This window comes from Streptomyces sp. NPDC104313, assembly GCF_055583985.1.
In genome coordinates, this window is the sequence record NZ_JBVJMW010000004.1 from 296,403 (window position 1) to 321,499 (window position 25,097).

General features: G+C 72.2%; 24 protein-coding genes and 1 pseudogene. 15 read left to right on the forward strand and 10 right to left on the reverse strand.

Translation table 11 applies throughout. The annotated features are described in order from the left end of the window. The first annotated feature begins 321 nt into the window (after positions 1 to 321). Positions 322 to 498 carry a hypothetical protein gene (locus ACZ60Q_RS11500; protein ID WP_469632793.1) on the forward strand — a complete coding sequence of 59 codons (177 nt, stop codon included), beginning with the start codon at positions 322 to 324 and terminating at the stop codon, positions 496 to 498. A 16-nt stretch (positions 499 to 514) separates the two neighbouring features. Here the strand turns inward: ACZ60Q_RS11500 and ACZ60Q_RS11505 are convergent, their stop codons facing one another. Genes ACZ60Q_RS11505 through ACZ60Q_RS11515 form a run of 3 tightly spaced genes read right to left on the reverse strand, consistent with a single transcriptional unit; the run spans position 515 to position 2,977 of the window. Next, complete coding sequence (locus ACZ60Q_RS11505) at positions 515 to 1,969, reverse strand: lipase maturation factor family protein (protein WP_469631793.1); 1,455 nt, start codon at positions 1,967 to 1,969, stop codon at positions 515 to 517. 22 nt (positions 1,970 to 1,991) lie between these two features. Continuing rightward, on the reverse strand, positions 1,992 to 2,504 hold the full coding sequence (locus ACZ60Q_RS11510; RefSeq protein WP_469631796.1) for a DUF1990 family protein: 513 nt from the start codon (positions 2,502 to 2,504) through the stop codon (positions 1,992 to 1,994). After that, the gene (locus ACZ60Q_RS11515; protein ID WP_469631798.1) at positions 2,501 to 2,977 is read right to left on the reverse strand and encodes a YndJ family transporter; all 477 of its coding nucleotides are present in this window, start codon (positions 2,975 to 2,977) and stop codon (positions 2,501 to 2,503) included. The genes ACZ60Q_RS11510 and ACZ60Q_RS11515 overlap by 4 nt, the downstream gene beginning before the upstream one ends. A gap of 167 nt (positions 2,978 to 3,144) precedes the next feature. Between ACZ60Q_RS11515 and ACZ60Q_RS11520 the strand changes: the two genes are divergently transcribed. From ACZ60Q_RS11520 to ACZ60Q_RS11555, 8 genes are all read left to right on the forward strand, one after another. Further along, positions 3,145 to 4,272 (forward strand): DUF6777 domain-containing protein, encoded by a 1,128-nt coding sequence (locus ACZ60Q_RS11520; RefSeq protein ID WP_469631801.1) that lies wholly within the window; start codon positions 3,145 to 3,147, stop codon positions 4,270 to 4,272. A gap of 124 nt (positions 4,273 to 4,396) precedes the next feature. Then, positions 4,397 to 6,496, forward strand: a complete 2,100-nt coding sequence (locus ACZ60Q_RS11525) for a SpoIIE family protein phosphatase (protein ID WP_469631804.1) — start codon at positions 4,397 to 4,399, stop codon at positions 6,494 to 6,496. Between the two features lie 105 nt (positions 6,497 to 6,601). Next, entirely contained in the window at positions 6,602 to 7,969 is a 1,368-nt protein-coding gene (locus ACZ60Q_RS11530) for a wax ester/triacylglycerol synthase family O-acyltransferase (RefSeq protein WP_469631805.1), read from the forward strand. A gap of 36 nt (positions 7,970 to 8,005) precedes the next feature. Then, positions 8,006 to 8,866 carry an Fpg/Nei family DNA glycosylase gene (locus tag ACZ60Q_RS11535; protein ID WP_469631808.1) on the forward strand — a complete coding sequence of 287 codons (861 nt, stop codon included), beginning with the start codon at positions 8,006 to 8,008 and terminating at the stop codon, positions 8,864 to 8,866. A 73-nt stretch (positions 8,867 to 8,939) separates the two neighbouring features. Continuing rightward, positions 8,940 to 9,692: a LytR/AlgR family response regulator transcription factor gene (locus ACZ60Q_RS11540; RefSeq protein WP_469631810.1), complete on the forward strand. Its 753-nt coding sequence runs from the start codon at positions 8,940 to 8,942 to the stop codon at positions 9,690 to 9,692. Between the two features lie 86 nt (positions 9,693 to 9,778). Next, positions 9,779 to 10,141, forward strand: a complete 363-nt coding sequence (locus ACZ60Q_RS11545; RefSeq protein ID WP_047180039.1) for a hypothetical protein — start codon at positions 9,779 to 9,781, stop codon at positions 10,139 to 10,141. Continuing rightward, entirely contained in the window at positions 10,138 to 11,643 is a 1,506-nt protein-coding gene (locus ACZ60Q_RS11550; RefSeq protein ID WP_469631813.1) for a sodium/solute symporter, read from the forward strand. The genes ACZ60Q_RS11545 and ACZ60Q_RS11550 overlap by 4 nt, the downstream gene beginning before the upstream one ends. Beyond that, a complete protein-coding gene (locus tag ACZ60Q_RS11555) occupies positions 11,640 to 12,830 on the forward strand; it encodes a sensor histidine kinase (protein ID WP_469631815.1) in 1,191 nt (396 codons plus the stop codon). Before ACZ60Q_RS11550 ends, ACZ60Q_RS11555 begins: the two co-directional genes overlap by 4 nt. Before the next feature lie 9 nt (positions 12,831 to 12,839). On the opposite strand, the gene ACZ60Q_RS11560 is transcribed toward ACZ60Q_RS11555, so the two are convergent. After that, the gene (locus ACZ60Q_RS11560) at positions 12,840 to 13,361 is read right to left on the reverse strand and encodes a hypothetical protein (protein WP_469631817.1); all 522 of its coding nucleotides are present in this window, start codon (positions 13,359 to 13,361) and stop codon (positions 12,840 to 12,842) included. Positions 13,362 to 13,473: 112 nt separating this feature from the next. Here ACZ60Q_RS11560 and ACZ60Q_RS11565 point away from each other — a divergent pair, with 112 nt between their 5' ends. Next, positions 13,474 to 13,671: a zf-HC2 domain-containing protein gene (locus ACZ60Q_RS11565; protein ID WP_469631820.1), complete on the forward strand. Its 198-nt coding sequence runs from the start codon at positions 13,474 to 13,476 to the stop codon at positions 13,669 to 13,671. Here the strand turns inward: ACZ60Q_RS11565 and ACZ60Q_RS11570 are convergent. Beyond that, the gene (locus ACZ60Q_RS11570; protein WP_469631823.1) at positions 13,605 to 14,177 is read right to left on the reverse strand and encodes a sigma-70 family RNA polymerase sigma factor; all 573 of its coding nucleotides are present in this window, start codon (positions 14,175 to 14,177) and stop codon (positions 13,605 to 13,607) included. The two genes, ACZ60Q_RS11565 and ACZ60Q_RS11570, sit on opposite strands and share 67 nt — an antisense overlap. Before the next feature lie 267 nt (positions 14,178 to 14,444). On the opposite strand from ACZ60Q_RS11570, the gene ACZ60Q_RS11575 reads away from it, so the two are divergent. Continuing rightward, complete coding sequence (locus tag ACZ60Q_RS11575) at positions 14,445 to 15,644, forward strand: CapA family protein (protein WP_469631825.1); 1,200 nt, start codon at positions 14,445 to 14,447, stop codon at positions 15,642 to 15,644. 14 nt (positions 15,645 to 15,658) lie between these two features. Here the strand turns inward: ACZ60Q_RS11575 and ACZ60Q_RS11580 are convergent. Next, positions 15,659 to 16,042, reverse strand: a pseudogene (locus ACZ60Q_RS11580) (universal stress protein); the annotation flags it as partial. A gap of 94 nt (positions 16,043 to 16,136) precedes the next feature. Between ACZ60Q_RS11580 and ACZ60Q_RS11585 the strand changes: the two are divergent. Next, on the forward strand, positions 16,137 to 16,988 hold the full coding sequence (locus ACZ60Q_RS11585; RefSeq protein WP_469631827.1) for a polysaccharide deacetylase family protein: 852 nt from the start codon (positions 16,137 to 16,139) through the stop codon (positions 16,986 to 16,988). A 55-nt stretch (positions 16,989 to 17,043) separates the two neighbouring features. Here ACZ60Q_RS11585 and ACZ60Q_RS11590 read toward each other — a convergent pair whose 3' ends face one another. Then, positions 17,044 to 17,706: a class F sortase gene (locus tag ACZ60Q_RS11590; protein ID WP_469631830.1), complete on the reverse strand. Its 663-nt coding sequence runs from the start codon at positions 17,704 to 17,706 to the stop codon at positions 17,044 to 17,046. Positions 17,707 to 18,031: 325 nt separating this feature from the next. Between ACZ60Q_RS11590 and ACZ60Q_RS11595 the strand changes: the two genes are divergently transcribed. Further along, on the forward strand, positions 18,032 to 18,514 hold the full coding sequence (locus ACZ60Q_RS11595) for a hypothetical protein (protein WP_469631833.1): 483 nt from the start codon (positions 18,032 to 18,034) through the stop codon (positions 18,512 to 18,514). A 91-nt stretch (positions 18,515 to 18,605) separates the two neighbouring features. Here ACZ60Q_RS11595 and ACZ60Q_RS11600 read toward each other — a convergent pair whose 3' ends face one another. Both ACZ60Q_RS11600 and ACZ60Q_RS11605 read right to left on the reverse strand, forming a co-directional pair. Further along, positions 18,606 to 19,163, reverse strand: coding sequence for a hypothetical protein (locus ACZ60Q_RS11600; RefSeq protein WP_469631835.1), 558 nt, complete (start codon positions 19,161 to 19,163; stop codon positions 18,606 to 18,608). Between the two features lie 171 nt (positions 19,164 to 19,334). Beyond that, positions 19,335 to 20,099, reverse strand: a complete 765-nt coding sequence (locus tag ACZ60Q_RS11605; protein WP_469631837.1) for a bestrophin-like domain — start codon at positions 20,097 to 20,099, stop codon at positions 19,335 to 19,337. 969 nt (positions 20,100 to 21,068) lie between these two features. Here ACZ60Q_RS11605 and ACZ60Q_RS11610 point away from each other — a divergent pair. Continuing rightward, entirely contained in the window at positions 21,069 to 21,887 is an 819-nt protein-coding gene (locus ACZ60Q_RS11610) for an SAM-dependent methyltransferase (RefSeq protein ID WP_469631839.1), read from the forward strand. Continuing rightward, complete coding sequence (locus ACZ60Q_RS11615) at positions 21,884 to 24,058, forward strand: putative bifunctional diguanylate cyclase/phosphodiesterase (RefSeq protein ID WP_469631841.1); 2,175 nt, start codon at positions 21,884 to 21,886, stop codon at positions 24,056 to 24,058. Before ACZ60Q_RS11610 ends, ACZ60Q_RS11615 begins: the two co-directional genes overlap by 4 nt. Positions 24,059 to 24,097: 39 nt before the next feature. On the opposite strand, the gene ACZ60Q_RS11620 is transcribed toward ACZ60Q_RS11615, so the two are convergent. Next, entirely contained in the window at positions 24,098 to 24,994 is an 897-nt protein-coding gene (locus ACZ60Q_RS11620) for a LysR family transcriptional regulator (RefSeq protein ID WP_469631843.1), read from the reverse strand. Between the last annotated feature and the right edge of the window lie 103 nt (positions 24,995 to 25,097).

Genomic DNA, 25,097 nt, shown 5'->3' on the forward strand with positions numbered 1-25,097 from the left:
GGCCGAGAACCCGGCCCAGGATGTTCCCTGGGCCGGGTTTTCGTTGTACTCGGTGGCCGAAAGTGACCTACCGCTCACATTCGATCGAGCGCAATGACGCTCATTTGGTTACGCTGAGACGGACGGACGCCATCGAGGGGCCCACGAAGGTTCCCCGACCGTCCTGGGACATGGCCGGTAACCCGGCCGCTGTTCCGCCCCGAACCGGCGCCACCGCGACCGACATATCCCCATCTCTGCCCCGCGCGGGGCGGTCGCGCCCCGGCATCGCCGCCGGAGCGGCGGCGACACCCCCCGCGACGCGACACAAAGGAGTGCGCGGTGACGACACCGGAACTGACCGAGCGCGAAATGCGCCCCGCCGAACGGAACGCGGGACGGCCCGGCCGCCCCGACAAGCTGCGGAACATCGAGGTCTGGGCCAGAGCGGCCCCGATCCGGCTCGCCGGATACGAGGACGACCTCGCCGAGCCGCACATCCTGCCCGGCATCGACTGAGGCACCGACCGACCGCTCAGCGCGTCCCGCGGCCCGTCTCCCCGCCCTCCCGCTTCGGCGGCAGCGACCGGGAGACGGGCCGCAGGAACTCCCGGACATAGGTGCGGTGCCACCAGCATCCGGTGGCCCGCAGTTCCCGTAGCCCGGTGAACCGGTAGCGGAACACCCGGGCGCGCACCTGCCGGGGCGGTCCGTCCGGGAAAGGGTTGTGCCCGAGCAGCCGGAGCGTGTCCCGGTCGCCCTCCAGCAGTCGCTCGGCGAAGGGCCCGAACCAGGGGCGGGCGTAAGCGGGGGAGAGTGCCGCGAACCACATCATCCAGTCGAGCCGCAGATGGTACGGGGCGTACAGGCGCGGCAGCCGCCGTGGATCGCCCGGCTTGCCGCGGAAGCCGTACTCCCGCCACTCGGCCCCCTCGCGCGCCACCGGGTCGGCGTTGCCCTCCACCACGACCTCCAGCCGCATCCGGCTGATGGAACCGAACGCGCCGTAGGTGTTGACCAGGTGCAGGGGATCGTAGGACCGGTTCATCGTCTGCCGTCGCGAGAGCAGATTGCGCACCGGGCGGTAGCTGAGCGCCAGCACCAGGGCGGTGACCGCGATGACGAGCGCCTCGTACCAGAGGGGCGGAGCGGCCTGCTCCGGAGGCGGCCCGGCCAGGGGGGTCCAGTCGATCGCGGAGAGTGCCAGCGTGATGGTGAGCCAGTTCAGCCAGGCGAAGTTCCCCGACAGGACCAGCCAGAGCTGGGTGAGGACCATCAGACCGGCCGCCGCACTCGCCACCGGCTGCGGGGTGAACAGCAGGAAGGGGACCAGCAGTTGTGTGAAGTGGTTGGCGGCGGCCTCGATCCGGTGCACGGGCCTGGGCAGATGGTGGAAGAACCAGCTCAGTGGCCCCGGCATCGGCTGGGTCTCGTGGTGGAAGTCCAAACAGGTCAGCTCCCGCCAGCACACGTCCCCACGCATCTTGATCATCCCCGCGCCGAACTCCACCCGGAACAGCAGCCACCGCAGCAGCCACAGCACCAGCACCGGGGCGGCCGTGTCCCCGGTGCCGAGGAAGACCGCCAGGAACCCCGTCTCCAGCAGCAGCGACTCCCAGCCGAATCCGTACCAGACCTGCCCCACCTGGACGATCGACAGATACAGCGCCCACGGCAGCGCCCACAGGAGCATGCCGCCCCACAGCGGCAGCAGCCCGTCGAGACCGGCGATCAGGGCCACCGAGACGGCGCAGCCGCTCCAGGCGACGACGGCGAAGAAGCCGTCCGAGTAGTGCAGCCGGAAGAGCCCCGGGGCGGCGCGCCAGGGCGTGCGCCGCAACAGTTCGGGAACGGGCAGCATGCCGCGCTCGCCGATCAGCGCCCGGAACTGGAGCGCGGCGGAGAGGAAGGCGACCAGATAGACCACGGCCAGAGCCCGCTGGAAGATCAGCCGGCTCAGCCAGTAGCCGTCCGAGGTGAACCATTCCATCCCTGCCAGTATCGGCCAGAAGTCAGCTCGCGGCGACGATCCGGCGCAGAGTACGGCCGAGCCTGCGCGCGTACCGGCGCTGTACGAGCGGCACGAGCGGTCCGGCGAGCCGGGTGTACCAGGAAGCGGGGCGCGAGAACGCCAGCACCGTGAACCACACGGCGCCGTCGTCCGCGAGGTCCACCACGAAGCACTCCTCGCCGCACTCCGGATGCCCGGCGAGGGTTCCGTAGGCGAAGCCGGTGCGGCCGTCCTCCCCGTACGCCGTCCAGACCACCTCGCAGGGGGCCGTGAAACGCAGCGGCCCCAGCCCCAGCGAGACCCGGACGTTGCCGCCGGGCTCCGCGCGGCGCCCCGGAGCCTCCACCCGCGCCCCCGAGGCGCGGTGCATCCGCCACTCCGTTATCGCCGCGCCGGCGGCCGCGTAGTGGGCCCCGCCCCAGCCGACCCGGGTGCGGTGGTGGAGGTGGTGGTAGCCCCGGGGGAGCGGGCCGAGGCGGGTCGCCCCGACCTCCGGGTAGCTGAGGGCGCTCATGCGGTCCTGCCTCCGGTGCGGTCGGGTCCTTCGGTGCGGATGCGCCGCCAGGCGAGCAGCGAGCAGAGCGCGAAGCCCAGCGCGTTGCCCAGGCCATGGGTGGCGGCCATCCAGGTCAGGGTGGGGTGGGGCAGTCCGGTCGCCTCGCCGAGCGCCCAGCTCAGCGCGAGCGGCATCGTCGCCACGAGGACGGCGGCGGAGGAGAGCAGCAGGAGCCGCGTCGTCAGGTCCCGGTCGCGGACCGCCCGGCGCGGGGCGTGCAGGGCGAGCAGGACGGTTCCCAGCGCGTAGCAGCAGGCGAGCGCCGTGGCCGCGGTGGAGCGCGGCAGCCAGAGGGCGACGGCGCCGGGCACGGCGAACAGGGGCCAGAGCCGCCGGATCCGGTCCAGCTCCGGCTGTCCGGTCAGCCGCAGCCCCGCCGGCACGACGACGAGCATGCCCAGCATCACGATGGCGTTGACCAGTGCGGACACGACTTCCCCCAGCTTTGAACGTGTTCAAGCCCCGAAAGTGAGAGTAGAGGGTCTATTGAACGCGTTCAAGATGGGGGTGGCGGCCGGCTGTCCGCTTGCGGGACCGTGCCCGGTGCGGCACAGATGGTGACACCCATCCGTTCCCCAGGGACAGGCAGGAGAGCTCTGTGCGCTCACCCAGGCGTATCCGGCGTACCGTGCTCGCCGCACTGTCCGCCGGGGTGGTGTTCGCCGTCGCCGGCTGCGGAGGCGGCGACGACCGCACGGCGAAGGGCACCACGGGCACCGCGGAGGCCAGGGACGTTCTCCTCCAGCCGCTCGCGTCCGCCGGCCCCGGTCCGTTCACCGCGTCCACGGCGCGGGCGGTCGCCTCCTCGCCCCCTACCGGCGCACCGGACGCCGAACCGACCTCCGCCACCCGGACGGTCCATCCGGTCTCAGGCGCCGTACCGGGGCTCTACGGCGGCACCCGGTCGGCCGCCGCCTGCGATGTCGAACAGCAGGCCGCCCTCCTTGTCGGCGGCGAGGACAGGGCGCGCGCCTTCGCCGACGCGTCCGGCGTCGAGGCCGTGCAGATTCCGGGCTACCTGAAGTCCCTCACCCCGGTCGTCCTGCGCGCCGACACGCAGGTCACCAATCACGGCTACAGCGCCGGCTCGGCCACCGCCTTCCAGGCCGTGCTCCAGGCGGGCACCGCCGTCCTGGTCGACAGCCGGGGGATGCCCCGTGTGCGCTGCGCCTGCGGTAACCCGCTGGGTGCGCCCGTGGTCGCCGACGGGCGGGTCGCCCACCGGGGGGAGCGCTGGCCCGGCTACGACCCGGCGCGCGTCTTGGCCGTCGAGCCCGGCGTCAAGGCGGCCACCAGCCTGATCATCGTGAACGCCGTCGACAACACCTGGATCGAGCGGGCCATGGGCGACAGCGGCGGCCGCGACCGCACCCCGGAGGACCCGCCGCCGTTCGAGCCCGACGCCGACCTGCTCTTCCCGTCGCCGGGCCGTCCCTCGGAATCCGCGCCCCCGGATCCCACTCCGCCCGGGCCCGCCCCCTCCGGCCCTTCCGAGCCGGGGGAGCCCACGGACCCCGGACCTCCGGAGCCGTCGGACGACTTCGATGGCACGCCGCCGGAGGGGCCGTGGGAGTACGAGGAGGAGGGTGACCCGGACGTCGCGCCGGAGCCGACCCAGGTCTTCCCCGCGGAACCGGACGGGCCCACCGGACCCGACGGACCCGACGAGCCCGGCGGGCCGGACGAGCCCATGGAGGCGGGCCTCGACGACGTGTTCGCCGGCTGACCGGGCCGGACGTCAGAGGTTCGCGCCGTGTCGACGGAGTCCGCACAGGCGCCGCCCGGCACCGTGCGGACCGGTCGGGATATCGGACAAGAAGAATCGGATAGATAATGACAGAGTGGCCCACATGGATGATCGGGTAGCGGGTGCCCTGCCACTCCCCGACGACTGGCCCGCCCACCCGGACCTCAGCCTCGCCCTGAACCGTATGGGCAGCTTCGACTGGGACCTTGACACCGGCCTCATGCACATGGACCGGGCCGCCCTCGACGTGTTCGACCTGACCGCGGACGAGTACGACGGCCGGCCGGCCTCACTGGCGCCGCGCGTACCGACGGACGAGGCCCAGCGCCTGGACGGGATGGTCTCGCAGGCCCTGAAGAGCGGGCGTACCAACTACGGCGCGTACTTCCGTATCCAGCGGCGGGACGGCACGCTGCGCTGGACCCACACCCAGGGCTTCGTCCGCCGGGACGGGACCGGCCGCCCCCGCCGCATCATCGGCATCGTTCGCGACGCCACCCAGGAACTGGCCGACTCCACCGCCCGACGCGAGCTGGACGAGGACCGCCGCCGGCGCACCAGCCTGGTCGAGGGCACCACGGCCGCGCTGGCCCACGCCCGTACGGTCAAGGACGTCATCGCCGTCCTCAAGAACTCCCAGGGGCTCGCCCACCTCGGAGCCACCAGCCTCGTCATGGGCCTGCTGGAGTCCGGCCGCATCCACCTCGTGGCCGACGGCCCCAAAGGCGCGTACGTCCCCGGCACCCGGTACACCCGGGTGGACGAGCAGTACCCGATGAGCGAGGTGGTGCGCACCCTGACCCCCCGCTTCATCGAGTCCGCCGACGACTTCGCCGCCTCCTATCCGATCCTGTGGCCAGATATCAGCCGCCTCGGAATCACCTCCGCCGCCTACATGCCGCTGATCGCCCAGGCCCGCCCGATCGGCGCACTCGGCCTCCTCTACCAGGACAAGGGCGGCTTCACCGCCGACGAACGCAATCTGCTGATGGCGCTCGGCACCTCGATCGCCCAGAGCCTCCAGCGCGCGATGCTCTACGAACAGGAGCACGACCTCGCCGAGGGCCTGCAACAGGCGATGCTGCCGCGCCGGATCCCGGCCGTGCCCGGGGCGCAGGTCGCCGTCCGCTACCGATCGGCCCGCCTCGGCCGGGACATCGGCGGCGACTGGTACGACCTGATCCCGCTGCCCGGTGGCCGGGTCGGCGCCGTCATCGGGGACGTCCAGGGGCACGACACCCACGCAGCCGCCGTCATGGGGCAGCTCAGGATCGTCCTGCGCGCGTACGCCGCCGAGGGGCACAGCCCCGCCACGGTCATGGCGCGCGCCTCCGTCTTCCTCCACGAACTGGACACCGACCGCTTCGCCACCTGTACCTACGCCGAGGTCGACCTCACCACCGGCGTCGTCCAGGTGGTCCGCGCCGGACACATCGACCCGCTGGTACGGGACGTGGACGGGAGCTGCCGCAGGATTCCGTCCGAGGGCGGCCTGCCGCTCGGCCTCTCGGCGGAGTTCGGCCGGCTGGAGTATCCGGTCGGCACGGTCGAACTGGACCCAGGCCAGACGATGATCCTGTTCACCGACGGACTCGTCGAGCTGCCGGGCTCCGACCTCGACGAAGGTATGCAACTGCTCACCGCCCTTGTCACCAACGGCCCCCAGGAACTGCAGGAGCTGGCCGACCGGCTCTGCGACGCCGTCGACGGGCGCGGTGGCCAGGACGATGTCGCCCTCCTGCTGCTGCGCCGCCGGGCCGCGCACGCCCCGCAGCCGGGCGGCCGACTCCAGCAGGACGTCGCCCAGAACGACCCCGAGGCGCTGAGATCGTCACGGCACATGATCCGGGCCGCGGTCCGGGCCTGGGGAGCGAAGGACCGGGCCGACGAGATCGAGCTCGCGGCCGACGAACTGATCACCAACGCGCTCATGCACACCGACGGCGGCGCCGTCGTGACGATCCGGGTGCTCGCCGGAACCGAGCGACGATTGCGCGTCGACGTCGAGGACCGCTCCAGCGCACTGCCCCGGCGTCGTGACGCGGGGGAGTCGGGGGTGTCGGGGCGCGGCCTGATGCTGGTCGACCGGCTGGCCGACGTCTGGGGCGTGGAGTCCCGGGGCAGCGGCAAATGCGTGTGGTGCGAGTTCCTCATCCCGGCACGCCGACCTTCCGAACGAGAGCGACCGGCCGCGACTCCGTAACAGTACGTAACATGTCTGTGCTTGACCGTGACCGACCGTGAAGGATTGACTGCGGGGGAGCGGCCGCACCCCGGCCCTGCCGCCTTCGATGACATGAGGCCCCCGTTGGGTACCGAGCTCCTCGCCCCGCTCGACCTCGCCTTCTGGCACCTCGAATCGGACGCCCATCCGATGCACCTCGGCGCGCTCGCCGTCTTCGCATCGGCGCCCGGCGCCGGTCCGGGGCGGATCCTCGGCCTGCTCGGGACCCGCGCCGCCGCGATCCCCCGGCTGCGCATGTGTGTGAGGGACGTCCTGCTGCCGGTCGGCGGCAAGGCCTGGACGGTGGACAAGGACTTCGACGTGCACCGGCACGTCGAGCACGTCGTCGTGGACGACGGGGACTTCATGGCCGGGGCCGGCCGGCTGGCCGGCGAACTGATGGAGCGACCGCTCGGGCGCGGGCTGCCGCCCTGGCGGATGTACCTCATCGGCGGCGCGGAGGGCGGGCCCTTCGCCGTCCTGGTCAAGCTGCACCACGCCCTGGCCGACGGGATGCGGGCGGTCGCCATCGGGTCCGGGATCTTCGACGAGATCGCCGCCGTCACCAACGCCCGCACCGCGGCCCGGGGCCGCCCCGCCGTCCCGCCCCGCTCCTGGCTGCCCGACCCCCGGGAGATGGCGGGCATGGCCCTCGGCCGGATCGGCGAGGTCGGCCGGGCGCTCGGCGTGGGGGCCTCCGTCGTCCGCGCCGGCCGCCTCGACCTGCGCGGCGCGACCGCCTTCACCGCACCCTCCAGCGGCACCCGCCGCCTGGCCACCGCCGACCTGGACGCCGGGGACCTCCAGCGGATCCGGCGGGCCGAGGGCGGCACCGCCAACGACATCCTCCTCGCCGTCGTCGCCGGTGCGCTGCGCCGCTGGATGGCCGGGCGCGGCGAGCCGCTGCCCGCCGCCGACCCGCGTGCCCTGGTCCCCGTCTCCCGCCGCCGGCCCGGTGGCTCCTCCGCCACCGGCAACCGGCTCTCCGCCTATCTGCTCGACCTGCCGGTCACCGCGGCCGACCCGCGCGAGCGGCTCCGGGCGGTCCGGACGGCGATGGACCACAACAAGGCGGCCGGCCCACTGAAGGGAGCCGGGGCCGTCGCCGTACTGGCCGACCAACTGCCACCGCTGGCCCACCGGTTCGGCGCACCGCTGGCGGCCAACGCCGCCCGCATGCTGTTCGACGTGCTGGTCACCAGCGTGCCGCTGCCCCGCTCCGCGCTCTCGCTGGGCGGCTGCCCGCTGACCGCCCTCTACCCGATGGCGCCGCTGGCCCGGGGCCAGTCCCTGGCGGTGGCCCTGACCACCTACGGCGGTCGGGTGCAGGTGGGACTGGTGGCCGACGGCAAGGCACTGCCCGACCTCGACCGGCTCGCAGCCGCGGTCGAGGAGGAGTTCACGGAGTTGGGCGCTGTCATCACCGGCACGGACCGCACACCGGTGTCCTGACAGGCAGCCGCCCACCGGCTGCGGCAGTCTTGAGCCATGCCCGAACTACCCGAAGTCGAAGCCCTGCGGGCCTTCCTCGACGACCACCTGGTCGGCAAGGAGATCGCCCGCGTCCGCCCGCTGGCGATCAGCGTCCTGAAGACGTACGACCCGCCGCCGACCGCCCTGGAGGGCGAGACCGTCACCTCGGTCGCCCGCCACGGCAAGTTCCTCGACATCGAGGCGGGCGGGCTGCACCTGACCACCCACCTCGCCCGGGCCGGCTGGCTCCGCTGGAAGGACTCCTTCCCGGCCGCCCCGCCCCGCCCCGGCAAGGGGCCCCTTGCCCTGCGCCTGGTGACCGTCGACGGCGACGGCTTCGACCTCACCGAGATGGGCACCAAGAAGCGCCTCGCGGTCCACCTCGTCCACGACCCCATGGACGTCCCCGCAATCGCCCGCCTCGGCCCGGACCCCCTCGCCCACGCCTTCGACCGCGACGCGTTCGCCACGCTGCTCGCCGGGGAGCGCCGCCAGATCAAGGGCGCGCTGCGCGACCAGTCGCTCATCGCCGGCATCGGCAACGCCTACAGCGACGAGATCCTGCACGTCGCGAAGATGTCCCCGTTCAAACGCACCGCCGACCTCGACGAGGACGACGTCACCCGCCTGTACACCGCGCTGCGCGGCACCCTGGAGGACGCCGTCGCCCGCTCCAGCGGGGTGGAGGCGGGGAAGCTGAAGGCCGAGAAGAAGACCGGGATGCGGGTCCATGGGCGTACCGGAGAGGCCTGCCCGGTCTGCGGGGACACCATCCTGGAGGTCTCCTTCAGCGACTCCTCGCTCCAGTACTGCCCCACCTGCCAGACCGGCGGGAAGCCCCTCGCGGACCGCAGGCTCTCCAAGTTCCTGAAGTGAGTCCGCGAAGCGCGTTCCCGAAGTGACCGCCGCTGCCGCCGGCCGCCCACCGCACCCCCTAAACTCCGGCCTCATGCTGCGCGTACTCGCCGTCGACGACGAACAACCCGCCCTGGAGGAACTCCTCTACCTCCTGCGCGCCGACCCCCGTGTCCGCAGCGCCGAGGGCGCCACCGGTGCGACCGAGGCACTGCGCCGCATCGGCGGCGCGGTGGACGCGGGCCCCGACGATCCGTCCGCGATCGACGTGGTCTTCCTCGACATCCACATGGCCGGGCTCACCGGCCTCGACGTCGCCCAGCTCCTCGCCGGATTCGCCGCGCCCCCGCTCATCGTCTTCGTCACCGCGCACGAGGGCTTCGCCGTCCACGCCTTCGACCTCAAGGCCGTCGACTACGTCCTGAAACCGGTCCGCCGCGAACGCCTCGCCGAAGCCGTCCGCCGGGTCGCCGAACAGGTGGGGGACCGGTCCGCACCGGTCCACGACAACGCGGGCGACCAGATCCCGGTCGAGTTGGGCGGCGTCATCCGTTTCATCCCCATCGACGAGATCGCGTACGCCGAGGCGCAGGGCGACTACGCCCGCCTGCACACCGCCACCGGCAGCCATCTCGTCCGCATCCCGCTCACCACCCTGGAGGAGCGCTGGCGCTCCCGGGGCTTCGTCCGGATCCACCGCCGCCACCTCGTGGCGCTCGGCCGGATCGACGAACTTCGCCTGGACGCGGGCAGCATGAGCGTGCGCGTCGGGGAGGCCGAGCTGGCCGTCAGCCGCCGCCACACCCGAGCCCTGCGCGACCTCCTGATGCGCCAGGATGGCCGCTGAAGCAGTGCGCGAGGCCGCCGCTGACCTGGGGAGACCTTCCGCGATCCCTTCCCAGCACCACCTGCGGACGCCTACACTCCGAGCCCATGTCCGCAGAGCCATCGCCCCGGCGCGAAGTGGTCACGGGGGAGCCGCGGCGGGTGCGCCCGCTGCCCCGCTACCGCACCCAGTCGGAGATCGACGAGCAGACCGCCCTCGGCGGCGCCTATGTGCGCTCGCTGATGCGCGGCCAGCTGCGCGCCGGGCTCACCGTCTTCGGCGTCCTCGCCCTCGTCGCGGGCACCCTGCCGCTCCTGTTCGCCGCGCTGAACAGCTCCGCCCTCGTCTGGGCGGTGCTCGGCTTCGCCACCTACCCGCCGCTCACCCTGGCCGCCTGGTGGTACGTCCGCAGGGCCGAGCGCAACGAACGCGACTTCGCCCGGCTGGTGGAGGGCCGTCCCGCCCCGTGAGCACCCCCGACCACATGGCGTCCTGGGTGGCGGTCGCCCTCGTCGTCCTCGCCACCGTCCTCGTCGGAGGCTTCGGCCTGCGCATCTCCCGTACGACCTCCGACTTCTACGTCGCCTCGCGCACCGTACGGCCCCGTCTCAACGCCGCCGCGATCAGCGGCGAATACCTCTCGGCCGCCTCCTTCCTCGGCGTCGCCGGGCTCGTCCTCGTCCACGGCCCCGACATGCTCTGGTACCCGGTCGGCTACACCGCCGGATACCTGGTGCTCCTGGTCTTCGTCGCCGCCCCGCTGCGCCGCTCAGGGGCTTACACCCTGCCGGACTTCGCCGAGGGACGGCTCGAATCACGGCAGGTCCGACGACTGGTCAGCGCACTCGTCGTCGGCGCGGGCTGGCTCTACCTCGTGCCCCAGCTCCAGGGCGCCGGGCTCACCCTCAAGATCCTCACCGGCGCTCCGGGCTGGCTCGGCGACGTCCTCGTCGCCACCGTCGTGACCGCCGCCGTCGCCGCGGGCGGCATGCGCTCCATCACCTTCGTCCAGGTCTTCCAGTACTGGCTGAAGCTCACCGCGCTCCTGGTCCCCGCCCTCTTCCTGGTCCTCGCCTGGCAGGGCGACGGCCGCCCCCGGGTCAGCTTCGACGACCAGCTCGCCGTCTTCCGCGCCGACCATCCGCTGTACGCCACATACGGGCTGATCGTGGCGACCTTCCTCGGCACCATGGGCCTGCCCCACGTCGTCGTCCGCTTCTACACCAGCCCCAACGGCCGCGACGCCCGCCGCACCACCGTCGCCGTCCTCGCCCTGGTCGGCCTCTTCTACCTGCTCCCGCCGATCTACGGCGCGCTCGGCCGGCTCTACACGCCCGAACTGCGATACGGAGAAGACGCGGACGCCGCCGTCCTGCTGCTGCCCGCCCGTCTCATCGGCGGACTCGGCGGCGACCTCCTCGGGGCGCTGATCGCCGGCGGGGCGTTCGCCGCGTTCCTGTCCACCGCCTCCGGGCTCACCATGGCGGTCGCCGGAGTCATCACCCAGGACGTCCTGCCCTCGCGCGGGGTACGCCACTTCCGGCTCGCCACCGTCCTCGCCATCGCCGTACCGCTCGCCGGTTCCTTGCTGGTGAGCCGGGTGCCGGTGGCCGACGCGGTCGGCATGGCCTTCGCCGTCTCCGCCTCCTCCTTCTGCCCGCTGCTCATCCTCGGCATCTGGTGGCGGCGGCTCACCCCGCCCGGGGCCGTCGCGGGGCTCCTGCTGGGCGGCGGCTCCGCTCTCGTCGCGGTGGCCGTCACCGTCAGCGGAGCCGTACGCCCGCCGGGCTGGCCGCACGCCCTGCTCGCCTGGCCCGCCGTCTGGTCCGTCCCCGTGGGGTTCCTCGCGATGATCCTCGTCTCGCTCGCCACACCGGGGCGGATACCCCCGGGCACCAACGCCGCCATGACCCGCTTCCACCTCCCCGAGGCACTCTCCTCGGCGCGGTCCGCCGCTGGGCGGGAACGATGACCGGGGCCGCGATCGCCGCTCTCGTCGTGCCGGCCGTGCTGCTGCTCGGCACCGGATATCTGCTGGGCCGCCGCACCGCCCGACCGCTGGGCCCCAGCGACGTCGGCACGCCCGTCGAGCACGCCACGTTCGAGACCCTGCACACCGCGTCGCTGGCCGCCCCGCCGCTGCGGGCCGGCCTCACCGAGGAGAGCGCCCGGCGTGCCGCCCGCCGGCTGCGCTCCCTCCTCGGCACCGACGCTCTCTGCCTCACCGACCGGGAGCGGGTGCTGGTCTGGGACGGCGCCGGGCAACACCACGGCAAAGGCGTCATGGAGCATCTGAAGGTGCTGCTGGAGAACGGGCGGGGCACCGCCTTCGACAGCGGCTGCGCCGACCTCGACTGCCCGCTGCGCTGGGCCGTCGCCGTCCCGCTCACCGTCGAGAACCGGGTCCTGGGCGCGCTCGTCGCCTACGCCCCGCGCGAGTCGGCGGTGCTGGCCCGGGCGGCGGGGGAGGTGGCGCGCTGGATCTGCGTCCAGCTGGAACTGGCCGAGCTGGACCGCTCCCGCACTCAGCTCATCGAGGCCGAGATCAAGGCCCTGCGGGCGCAGATCTCTCCGCACTTCATCTTCAACTCGCTCGCCGCCATCGCCTCGTTCGTCCGGACCGACCCCGAACAGGCCCGCGAACTGCTGCTGGAGTTCGCCGACTTCACCCGCTACTCGTTCCGCAGGCACGGGGAGTTCACCACTCTGGCGGATGAACTGCACTCCATCGACCAGTATGTGTCCCTCGTCCGTGCCCGCTTCGGTGAACGCCTCGCCGTGACCCTCCAGGTCGCCCCCGAGGTGCTGCCGGTCGCCCTGCCGTTCCTGTGCCTCCAGCCGCTGGTGGAGAACGCCGTCAAGCACGGCCTCGAGGGGGCGGTCACCCGCAGCCGCATCACCATCAGCGCCCTGGACGCCGGCTCGGAGGCCGAGGTGGTCATCGAGGACGACGGAACCGGCATGGACCCCGAACGGCTGCGGCAGATCCTGCGCGGCGAGGGCGGAGCCTCCACCGGCATCGGGCTGCTCAACGTGGACGAGCGGCTGCGGCAGGTCTACGGCGACGACTACGGCCTGGTCATCGAGACGGGGGTCGGGGCCGGCATGAAGATCACGCTGCGGCTGCCCAAGTACCGCGCCGGGGTGCACGGTTCCTGAGCGAGGGGCTCAGTGCAGGTGGACGGCCAGATGCCCCAGCGGCAGCCCCAACTGCCAGGCGGGTGTCCACACGCGGACCTCCTGGTCGCCCTCCGGACCGGCCGCGGCGTCCCACGGAGCGGGGCCGATCGCGTCCAGGTCCGCCGCGAGCAGTTCGGTCTCCTCCAGCCAGCGCCAGGCCGCCAGCGCCAGCGTCAGATCAGGGTCGCCGGACTCGGCGTTCCGTCCCGCCTCCGCCTCCGCCAGCCGTTCGCAGATCCAGGCACGCCAGGTGCACCCGTACGCCGTGAGCATCCGCAGCTCGTCGACCCGCGGTGCGGGCAGGACCCCGGGAAGGGGAGCGTCCCGGGGGATCCCGCACAGGAACATCGTCAGCGCGAGGGCGTCGCGCCCCGCCCGGAACTCCAGTGTCGTCGGCTCCATCAGATCGCCGGTCCGTAACAGGTCCTCGGCGAGGTACTCGGTGGACAGCCAGACCATCGGTACCTGGAGCCCGTTCCCACCGGTCCCATCCGTATCCTCGGGACGCATCCCGTCTCGCCTCTTCCCTTGCTCGGTGCCGGGCTTCACGCAGCATTGAACCGGGGGCGGGCGCCCCGCGTGGGCAGAAGGGGAGGATCGCCCAGGAGATGCGAGGCAGTGAATGAGTGTCGACCCCGGTGACGACCCGCATGTGCGCCTGCTGCTGGGCGCGTACGTCCTGGATGCTCTGGACGCCGAGGAGACCTGTCGGGTCGCCCGTCATCTTCAGGGCTGTGACGGCTGCGTCCGGGCCTATGTGGAGGTGGCCGAGGCCTCCGCCCTGCTGGCGCTGCTCCGGGCGGAGGACCTGCGGGAGTAGCCGGGCAGCGTCCGCGCGAGGACCCGCAGGGCGTAGTACGAGCGGGACTTGACGGTCCCCGCGGGGATGCCGAGTGCCTTGGCCGTCTCGCCGACGCTCAGCCCGCGGAAGTAGATCTGCACCAGCACCGCACGGTGTTCGGGGCTGAGGGTGCGGACCGCTTCGCGGACGTCCAGGGTGCGGACCGCGCGGTCCGCGGTGTCCAGGGCGTCCGGGGTGCTCTCCAGCACCGTGTCGCTTACCTCGACGGGCCGGGCCTGTCGGGAGCGCCGCGCGTCGATGGCGAGGCGGCGGCCCACGGTGAACAGCCACGGCCGCATCGAGTCGTAGGGCGCGTCGAAGGCCTCGGGGTGCTGCCAGGCGCGCACCAGGGTCTCCTGCACCAGGTCCTCGGCCCGCTGCCGGTCCCCGAAGGTCAGGCCGAGGAGGAAGTGGAACAGCGCGGGGCCGTGCTCCCGCTGCAACTCGGCGAGGGTCCGTTCATCGGTCGTCGTGGTGGTTTTCATGGATGCCCTCTCCGCCGCGGCCCCTGGCGGCTTCGTTGCCGACGTGGCGTATACGAACGCATTCGGCGGCTCGGGAACAGGCGGTGCGCCGAGGCGTGCGACGAGCGGTCGCTCAGTGCGGCGAATGGTGCGGTGAACGGTCGAGGGGCCATCGGGGTCGGCCGATACGACCAGTTCAGCTAGGTATGCGGCAATGCTCCTTGCTTATGCGATATGAAAATATGTGTAGTCGGGTGGTCGCAATCATCCGAACATGGAGTCGAGCAGATGACGCAGCGCATCCGACCGGGCGCCATGGCCGCCATCGCCCTCCTGCTCGCCGCGGCCACCGGCTGCACCGGGCAGCAGCTCACGGCCCCCGTGCCGAGCGGACCGCCCGCCGCCGCCCGGGGCGCCGGCGGCCAAGACGCCGAGGGGCCGCGCCCGTTCACGCTTCTCGCCGCGGGCGACATCCTGCCGCACTCCTCCGTGATCGACCGTGCCGCCGTCGACGCGGGCGGCGCGGGCCATGACTTCGCCCCGATGCTGGCGGGTGTCGCCCCGGTCGTCTCCGGCGCTGACCTGGCGTTCTGCCATATGGAGACGGTGTACGGCGAGGAGGGCGGCCCCTACACCGGCTACCCCAGCTTCACGTCGCCGCCCGAGATCGCCGCCGCCCTGAGCGCCACGGGGTTCGACTCCTGCTCCACCGCCTCCAACCACACCCTCGACGACGGGGTCGAGGGGGTCCGGCGCACGCTCGGAGCCCTGGACAGGGCAGGCGTCCGGCACGCCGGCTCCGCGCGCACCGCCGCCGAGGCCGCCCGGCCCACGATCCTGCCCGCCGGACCGGGAAAGGGCGCGGCCAAGGTCGCCCACCTCGCGTACACCTATGGCACCAACGACTTTCCGGTGCCCGCCGACCGGCCCTGGACGGTCAACGTGACCGACGAGCGCGGAATCGTCGATGAGGCCAGGGCTGCCCGGCGGGCCGGCGCCGACGTCGTCGTCCTCTCCGTCCACTGGGGCACCGAATGGCAGGACGAGCCCGACGCGGAGCAGTTGGAGCTGGCCCGGCGGCTCACCGCGTCCGCCGATGGGGGCCGCCCCGACATCGACCTGATCATCGGCACCCATGCCCATGTGCCGCAGGCGTACGAGAAGGTCAACGGCACCTGGGTCGTCTACGGGATGGGCGACCAGATCGCCGGAGCGATGATCAACTACGAAGGCGTCCAGGATCCGCGCGGCAACCAGAGCTCGATGGGCCGCTTCACCTTCGCGCCGCCCGCTGACCCCGGCGAGCGCTGGACGGTGAAGAAGGCGGAGTTCGTCCCGCAGTGGTACGACACCGTCACCGGACGCGCAGTCAACCTCAACACCTCCCTCGACGAGGGGGCCGAGCACCTCCGCGAGGTCCGTGACCGCATCCGCGCCGTCGTCCTCGGCCGGGGAGCGGAGGACGACGGGCTCCTCATGGGCAGGTGAACGCTCTTCTGCGACACCACGGTGACCGGCCGGCGCCCTGCCTTCACCAGGCGCACGGCCACCGGACCGATGAAGCGGCGCCCGGTCGACTCCGACGCCCCGACCCCCACCGCGTCCGGTTTCACCTCGTCGGCCGCCGCCACCGGTCCGTTGAAGGTGTCGCCCCGGACGGTGTGGAACTCCCGGCGCATGTCCCACGCGTCACTGAAGCGCTCGGTCGCCGCGCGGATCTCGGCGACCAGGTCCTCCGCGACCTCGCCGGTGGTGTCGCTCATCGGCGCGCCCAGTGCCGCGCCCAGTGCCGCGCCCGCCGTCATGACGGGCTGGACGTACACCAGGGCCGGCATGGTGTTCCGCCGACGGGCCGGGTCGACGGCGTAGGCCGCCGGCTGGCCCGATTGAAGATGAACATACTGCGTCGATCGTGTACAAAACGGGCAAAGCTCGGTGTCGGCGGCCGGAGCGGACGTCCGGCCGTGCGAGCAGTTGGCCATGAGAAGTGATCACACCGGACCCGAGCGCCGTACCCTGCTGAGGGTCGCCCTCGGCCTCGGAACCGCCACCGCCGTGCACCTGATCGCCGCCGATCCGGCCGCTGCGCCCGGCCGCCCCGCACACGCCGCGGACACCCCGCCCGCCGCGGCCGCGGGACCCCCGGGACACGTCAGGGGCCGGCCCTCGCCGTACCGGCTCGAACCCATGACGGCCGGCACCCCGCCCCGGTCCGGACCGGCCGGGCCGCCCGTGCGCGTCCGGCCCATCGAGCATCTCCCCGAGATCGGTCACTCGATGGTCCTGAGCTTCGACGACGGCCCCGACCCGCTCTACACCCCGGACATCCTGGCCATCCTGCGCGAGCACCGGGTCCGCGCGATGTTCTTCGTCTGCGGGGAGATGGCCGACGGCAACCCGGACCTGCTGCGCGAGATGGCCGACGACGGGCATGTGGTGGGCAACCACTCCTGGTCCCACCCGCTGATCCCGAAGCTCTCCCGCCCCGCGATCCGCGACGAACTCGGGCGCACCAGCGAGGTGGTGGACCGGGCGCTCGGGGCCCCGCCGCTCTGGTACCGCGCCCCCTACGGCGCGTGGAACCGCAACTCCTTCGAGATCGGGGCCGAGTTGGGAATGGAGCCCATGGCCTGGACCGTGGACACGCTCGACTGGAAGGCGCCGGGCACCGGCACGATCGTCCGCCGGGTGCTGGACGGAGCGGCGCCCGGCGTCGTCGTCCTCTCGCACGACGCGGGCGGCGACCGCTCGCAGAGCGTCGCGGCACTGCGCCGCTATCTGCCCCGGCTGCTGGACTCCGGCTACCGCATCACGGTGCCGCACCGCCTCTGAGGCGAGGAGCGCGCTCCTCGCACGCCGGGGCACCGTCGTGCGGGGAGCGCCGTTGTCAGCGGGTGTCGACGAGCCGGGCGAAGACCACCACGTTGCCGTCGTAGCCGCCCGCCTTGGAGTAGCCCCCGCCACAGGTGATGACCCGCAGCTCCGCGTGGCCGGTGTCGCCGTACACCTGGGGGCCGGGGAAGTCGTCCTTGGAGAAGACCTCCACCCCGTACACCTCGAAGATCCCGACCCGGCCGTCGTAGCGGGCGACCTCGACCCGGTGCCCCTTCTGGAGCGAGCCGAGGCCGTAGAAGACCGCGGGCCCGGACATGTTGTCGACGTGACCGACGACCACGGCGGTACCGCGCTGGCCGGGGGCGATGCCGTTCTGGTACCAGCCGGCGAGGTTGGGGTCCTCGGCGGGCGGGGCGTCGATCCACCCGTTGGCATCCAGGTCGACGTCGATGATCGGGGCGTCGATGTCGACGGACGAGACCTTCACCCGGGAGGCCGGGGCGTACGGCAGCGGCTGCACCGGCTCGCCCTCCACCGGCGGCCCCGCGGCGTCCGTGCCCAGGTCCAGCGAGGCCGCGGCCGCGGGCTGCGGGGGGCCCGCCTCCCCGAACTCCGTGCCGTTGCGCATGAGGGCGAGGCCGCTGAGCAGCACCAGGGCGACCGCACCCCATGGCACACGTCTGGTTCGCTCGGCGCCGGCGTAGTCCCTGCCCATGGTTCTCCCTTCGTCGCGACGCTGTGAACGTTAGGGGCGCTGCTTCCGGGCGGCGATCAGAGAGGGGCGAACGGGTGGCGGCGGTTCGGGACCCTGCTGGATGACTGCCCATCGGAGTAATGAGCAGATAAAAGTTCTGACGGCCTGTGACCTGCGTATCCGTCAGATCCGAGCGATTTCGTGCGGCGTGTCGCGTCACCGGGGTGGAGCAACGCCGAAGTGCGATCCGTCGATCCGCTGGTGAGTGTTGGTCATGGGAGGCGTTCTCGTCGAACCACCCCGGGGGACAAGCTCCTGGGGGCGTTTCCCGCTGGAGGTTCACACCATGCGTGTCTCACGCGCTCTCGCGGTCACCGCGACCGCTTTCGCGGCCGTCGGGCTGGCGGCCCCCATGGCTGCCGCCACCAACGGCCCGGTCGACGTCGCCGTCAACCCTCACTCCGTCCACCAGGGCGGCACGCTGAAGATCACCGCGCGGGGCTGCGGTCACGGCGGCAAGGTCTGGTCGAACGCGTTTCCGGCGACCAGCCTCTCGGCGGGTGGCGGCACCAACTACGCCCATGCCCGAGTCCGGAACCACACCACGCCGGGTCAGTACCACCTCTCCGTGAAGTGCAGTGACAACGACCGGATCGCTACGCACAAGTTCACTGTGCTCGACGGCCGCGGCGCGCAGGGCGGTCTCGGCGGCTCGATGGGGCCGAGCTCGGTGGAGATGCAGGTCGGCGGCGGCCTGGTGGCCGCGGCGGCCGTCGGCGGCGCGGTCTTCCTCGTCCGGCGTCGGCGGACGAGCCATGCGGCGTTCTAAGGCGTCGAACCTCCCGCCCGGCCCGATACGCCCGTCGCCCCAGGTCCTGGTCCAGGACCCGGGGCGACTGTCGTGCGCCGCATGCTCGCCGTCAGTGGTGGCGGTCGGCGGTGCGGCGGCGCGCGAAGTAGAGGGCGCCCGAGGCCGCCACGGCCACCAAGGCCGCTCCGGCGGCGACCTCCACCGTGTCGATGGAGCCGGAGCTTCCGCCGAGGCCGCCGCGTACGCCGCCCGGCACGAGTGTCGTCGAGCTGGCGGTCGGAACGGTGGTGGGCGTCCGGGTGGGGGTGCTCGTGGCGCCGCCGGTGACCGTCAGGTTGACGTTGCGGGAGGTACCGGTGGAGCCGCACGCGAACGTCACCGCGTACACGGCTCCCCGACGGGCGTCCGTGTCGATGGTGGCGGTGGCCGTCGTGGAGCCGCTCGGGATGGTGGTGGTGTCGAATATCCCCGAGGTGACGGTCGTCTCCCCCGCGCAGCCGCCGGCGCCGAGGGTGACCCGGCCGCCCGGTGCGATGACCGACGGGGAGATCGTCGGATTGAACGTGCTGGTCGCCCCGTCCGGCGCGGCGTGGGCGGCGGACGGGGCCAGCAGGGTCAGGGCACCGGCGCCGAGCAGGGCGAGCGGTGCGACACGTATCGCGCGCATGGTGGATCCTCCGGGTTCGCCGAGGGGCAGCTGCGGAACCAATTTCCACATAGCAGGAAAAATGCACCTCGATGCCCGACACGCTAGGAGCGGTCCCCCCGGCCCGCGATCGGGGTCCGGCGAATGGGTCAGCGGTGTCCCCCGACCGGCTCACCGGCCGGGGGCGCGGTCTCAGCGGGCAGCCCCCGGGAACATGTCGAGGAACGGGTCCGCGGTGGCCGAGATGCCCCGGCCGAAGGGCGCGTCGAAGTCCCAGATCAGAAAGAGCAGGAAGGCGATCAACGCGCTGAACAGGCCGGCCAGGAGCAGTTCGCGGAACGTTCTGCGGATCTGGAGGGTGAAGATCAGCCCCACGGTCACCAGCGCCCCGATGATCAGCCCGAACCAGACCACCCCCGGCATCGTCTCCCCGGCGTTCTGCCCGCGTGAGCTGCGGGCGTCGTCCACCGCCGCCACCTGGTCGACCAGCGGCTGGTAGGCCTGTCCCTCGTGATCGGTCTTGGGCACGTATTCGGTGACGTCCGCCCGCACCTTGTTCAGCAACTGGGTGCCGCGCTCGGTGAGCGTGTTCCGCTCGGACATCACCTTCCACTCGTCGTGCACCACATGGCTGACATAGGCGTCCACGTCCGCATGGATGCGGTCGCGGACCTCCACCGGGTAGACGGAGGCGCGCGACCGCACCTCGTGCAGCGCCTGAGCCTCGATGCGTACGGACTCCTGGGCGGCGCTGCGTCCCTCCCAGACCCCGGCGATGGCGAGTCCCAGGACGATCGCGTAGACCACGCCGATCATCATCGTCATGTACTCGATGACGTCGGGTGTCTCGGACGGGTCGTCGTCATCCCCGATCCGCCGGTTGTTCAGGACGGCGATGGTGAGGACGACCGCGCAGGCGGACGCCATGGCAATGCTCAGTACGAGCCATTCGGACATGCATCTCTCCTGGTCAGCGGGATGATCGCGGCCGCAGTACGGCAGCGGCGAACACCGCCGGGGCGGTGATGAGCAGAGTCAGGGACACCAGCGACGGTCCGCTCCGCGGCTGTTTGCGGGCCGGTTTGCGGTACGTCGGCAGTGCGACGGGCCGGGGGCGCGGTGGCTCGGTCCGCTCCGGGGACTTCGGCGAGAGCGAGGGCTTGGGTGGCGGTGCGGGCGCCGGTGGTGGTGGCGGAGTAGGCGCAGGCGGGGGAGGCAGGGGAGGCGGCGGGGGAGGAGGCGGCGGTTCTGCGTCCACCGTCGGTGGCGGTAGCAGCGGCGGAGGCGGAGGCGGAGGAGAGGGCGGAGGAGGGGGTGGCGGTTTCGGCGGTGGCGGTGGTGGTGGCTTCGGCTCGGAGACCGCGACGCAGCCCCCGTCCCCCGCCACGGCGACCGAGGAACCGCCGTCGCCGATCGAGGCCACCGCGCAGCTGTCCGCGGTCGCGGGCAGCGGTACGGCTGTCAGCCAGAGAAGTGCGGCGGCCGTCGTGAGCCGCGCTATGCGTGATCCGTACACGTCGGGGAGCATGATCCACGCAGCCGCACGACACGCGATAGCCGCCGGTGATTCCCCTGATCGTGCGGATAATGGGCCAATCATGTTTGCGCGGTTGACTCCAACCGCGCCCGGTATGCCGTTTCCCCCGATTCCGAGCGCGTCGGTGCCCGCGGTGATCGGGCCCGGTCGAACACCGCCCAGGAGCCCCAAGTGGCCCCGAACCGCCGGGAAACGGCGTCCTGAGTGCCGGTCCGTCGCCGCCCGCCTACGCGCAGCGACGGATCGGCCGCGGATGCCACCGGAGTGTGACCAATAACGGATCGCTAATTTCCGTTTCCACTCGCTCTCCTGGCGGCCGATCAGTAGCCTCTGGTCAACACTGACCATGAACATGGCCGGATCGCCGTGGCGACTTGTTGGAGACATCGATGGAGCGTCCCGCCTGGGCACCGCAGGGCATTGACCTTTCAGTGCCAAGCGTGTCCCGCATGTACGACTTCTATCTGGGCGGATCGCACAATTTCGAGGTGGACCGGGAAGCCGCGCGCAAGGCCATGGAGTTCCTTCCGGGCCTTCCCAAGATCATGCAGGCCAATCGCGCCTTTATGCGCCGGGCCGTCCGCCATGCCGTCGGCGCCGGCATCGACCAGTTCCTGGACATCGGCTCCGGTATACCGACCTTCGGCAACGTCCACGAAGTCGCCCAGGCCGCCGACCCCGCGGCCAAGGTGGCCTACGTCGACCACGACCCGGTCGCCGTCGCCCACAGCCGGGCCGTTCTGGAGGGCAACGACCGTGCGGTCATCGCCGCCGCCGACCTGCGCCGCCCCAAGGAGATCCTGGCGAACCCGGAGATCACCGGACTGCTCGACCTGGACCGGCCGGTGGCGCTGCTGCTGGTCGCGGTCCTCCACTTCGTGGAGGACGCAGACGACCCGCGCGCCGCGGTCGCCGAACTGCGCGAGTCACTGGCCCCCGGCAGCCTGATCGTCCTGACCCACGCCTCGTACGAGGGCATCCCGCTGCCCAAGGAGGAGGCGGCCGGCACGGTCGGCGTCTACCAGAACATCCGCAACCCGCTGATCATGCGTTCGCGCGAGGAGATCGGCCGGTTCTTCGAGGGCTACGAGATGGTCGAGCCGGGACTCGTGTCGATGCCCGAATGGCGGCCCGACACCCCGCAGGCGCCGGAGCAGGAAGACCCGTACGCCTTCTCGGGCTTCGCAGGGGTTGGGCGCAAGGCGTGAGCATTCCCGCCCAGGCGTCCGGGGAACCGGACGCGGAACCTGACGGTCCGGAAGGCCGGCTCCGCAGATTCGCCAGAATCTGGAGCCGTGCCATCTTCCCCCTGACGGCCACCTCTCTCACCCGGCCGGAATTCGAACAGCATCTGCTGCCCCTGGCACGCGAGCTGAACGGCATCCTGCACGCCCACCCCTTCGACGCCTCGCCCGCCCAGCGGATCGGCGAGGCACTGATCGACGCGCACTGCACCGAGCCCGACGCCCTCAGCTCCACCCTCGGCGTCGTCGACTCCTACCTCGTCCTGTACTGCGGCGGCAACGGACCCGGCGTGTTGTCCACCGAGGACGGCCGGGCCCGCTGCGCTCGGATGCAGCACACCCTCGCCGCCGGCTTCACCGGGGCCCTGCGCGAGCGCACGCTCGCCGAGCAGGAGGCCATCGCCCGCTCGGCGCTGACCGCCCGCTCGGACGCGGAACAGGCCCTGCACGCCACGGAGGCCCGGTTCCGCGCGGTCTTCAAGGACGCTGCCATCGGCATCGGCGTCGCCGATCTGGACGGCAACATCCTGGAGATCAACGACACCCTCACCAAGATGTTCGGCGGGCTGGAGAACCACGTCCGCAGCCACAAGGTGAACGAGTGGGTCCATCCCGAGGACTCGCCGCAGGTGTGGAAGTACTACGACGAGCTGGTACGCGGCGAACGCGACCACTACCGGGTCGAGAAGGCGTACTACCGCAACGACGGCACCGTCCTGTGGACCAACCTCACCGTTTCGCTGCTGCGGGACTCCGAAGGCCGTCCCGAGTACCAGCTCGCGCTGATGGAGGACACCACCGAGCGGCGGCTGCTCCATCTGCGGCTGCGCTACGAAGCCACCCACGACGCGCTCACCGGACTGCCCAACCGGACCCTGTTCTTCGAGCGTCTGGAGAAGGCCCTCGCCGCCCGGGAGGGGATCCGCTTCGGCCTCTGCTACCTGGACCTCGACGGTTTCAAGGCCATCAACGACAGCCTCGGCCACGCCGCCGGCGACCGCCTCCTGGTCGAGGTCGCCGACCGGCTCCAGAGCTGCGCGACCGCGCCCGGCGAGATGGTCGCCCGGCTCGGCGGCGACGAGTTCGTCGCGCTGACCACCGGCCCGGACACCGCCGACGAGGTGGACGAACTGGCCGGCCGTATCCTGAACGCGCTCGCCTCCCCCATCCGCATCGACGGCCGTGAGCTGACCGTCCGCGGCTCGATCGGCGTCGTCGAGGGGCCTTCCGGGGAACGCAGCGCCGCCGAGGTGCTGCGCAGCGCCGACATCACGATGTACCGGGCCAAGGCGGCGGGCGGCAACCGCTACCAGCTCGCCGACGCCGAGGCAGACGCGCGCGCCATCACCCGGCACGGGCTGACCACCGCGCTCCCGGCCGCCCTGGACCGGGGTGAGTTCTTCATCGAGTACCAGCCGCTCGTGCACCTGGGCGACGGCACGGTGCACGGCGCCGAGGCGCTCGTACGGTGGTGCCACCCGCAGCACGGGGTGCTCGGCCCCGACCGGTTCATCCCGCTCGCCGAGCACACCGGGCTCATCGTGCCGCTCGGGCGCTGGGTGCTGGAGGAGTCCGTACGGCAGGCGAACTTCTGGCAGGAGCGGCACAGTGACGGAGGACCGCTCCGGATCAACGTCAACCTCTCGCCGACCCAGCTGCACCACCCCCGCCTCGTCGCCGAGACGGTCGACGTACTGGAACGGTCCGGTCTGGAACCGGGGGCGCTCTGCCTGGAGGTGACCGAGTCCGCCCTGATCGGCGCCGACGACGATCTCCTCAAGCCGCTGCGGCAGCTCGCGGAGATGGGCGTCGACATCGCGCTCGACGACTTCGGCACCGGCTACTCGAACCTGGCGAACCTGCGCAGGCTGCCGGTGAGCGTGCTCAAGCTGGACCGTTCCTTCACCCGGGGCATGCAGCAGCACCCGGCGGACCCGGTCGATCTGAAGATCGTCGAGGGCATCGTGTCGCTGGCCCACAGCCTGGAGCTGGCCGTCACGGTGGAGGGCGTGGAGACAGGCGCCCAGGCCGAGCAGCTGCGGCTGCTGGGCTGTGACACCGCCCAGGGCTGGTACTACGCCCGGCCCGGGGCTCCGGACCGCATCCACTCCCTGCTGATGGCGGACGCGGTCTGAGCCCGGCCGGGGCGCGGAGGTCCTTCGCGCCCCGGCCGGTCAGCCGGGGGCCGGTCGATACTCCAGCAGCATCCGCTGGAGTTCGCGCGCGGCCCGGGGCGGAGCCACGTCGCTGCGGTGCGCGAGGGCGATCGTGCGCCGCAGCCCGGCGCCGGCCAGCGGAGTCATCCGCAGGTCGCGGCCCGCCCGGGCGGCGGCCATGCTCGGCACCACGGCTATGCCGAGCCCCGCCCGTACGAAGCCGAGCACCGCGTCCATCTCGCCGCCCTCGACGGTGAACGTGGGCTCGAAGCCCTCCGCGCGGCACGCGGCCACGGTCAGCTCCCGCAGGTTGTACCCGTGCCGGAACATCACCAGCGGCGCCCCCTCCAGATCCGCGATCCGGATCCGGCCGCCCCGTCCCGGGGGCGGCTCCGCCGCCGAGGACACCACCACCAGGTCCTCGTGCAGCAGTTCCACCGTGGTCAGCGCGGGGGAGGCGGCCGGCATGGGCAGCACCACCAGCGCCAGGTCGAGAGCGCCCCGCGCCAGCTGACGCACCAGGTCGTGCGAGCCGCCCTCCTCCAGCAGCAGCCGCACCCCCGGGTGCCGGTCGTGGAAGGCGCGCAGCATGTCCGGCAGCAGCCCGGTGCACAGGCTCGGCGTCGCTCCCAGCCGTACCCGGCCGCTGCGCAGCGAGACCAGCTCCTGGACCTCCTGCCGCGCTGTCTCCGCGTCGGCGAGGATCCGCCGGGCGAGCGGCAGCAGTGCCTCGCCCGCGTCGGTGAGGGCGATGTTGCCCCGGGCCCGGCTGAACAGATCGGCGCCCAACTCCGTCTCCAGCGCCCGGATCTGCTGGGAGAGCGAGGGCTGCGACACATGAACCGCCTCGGCGGCCCGGGTGAAGTGCCGGGCTTCGGCGACGGCGACGAAGTAGGTGAGCTGTTGGAAGTGCACCCTCCGACGGTACCGGCTGTCGATAGTGAACGCCTATGGAGATGAGCCAGAGCATGTCTTGGACTGATCGGGCCGTTCGCCCCTACCGTCGTGTCCATGGCAT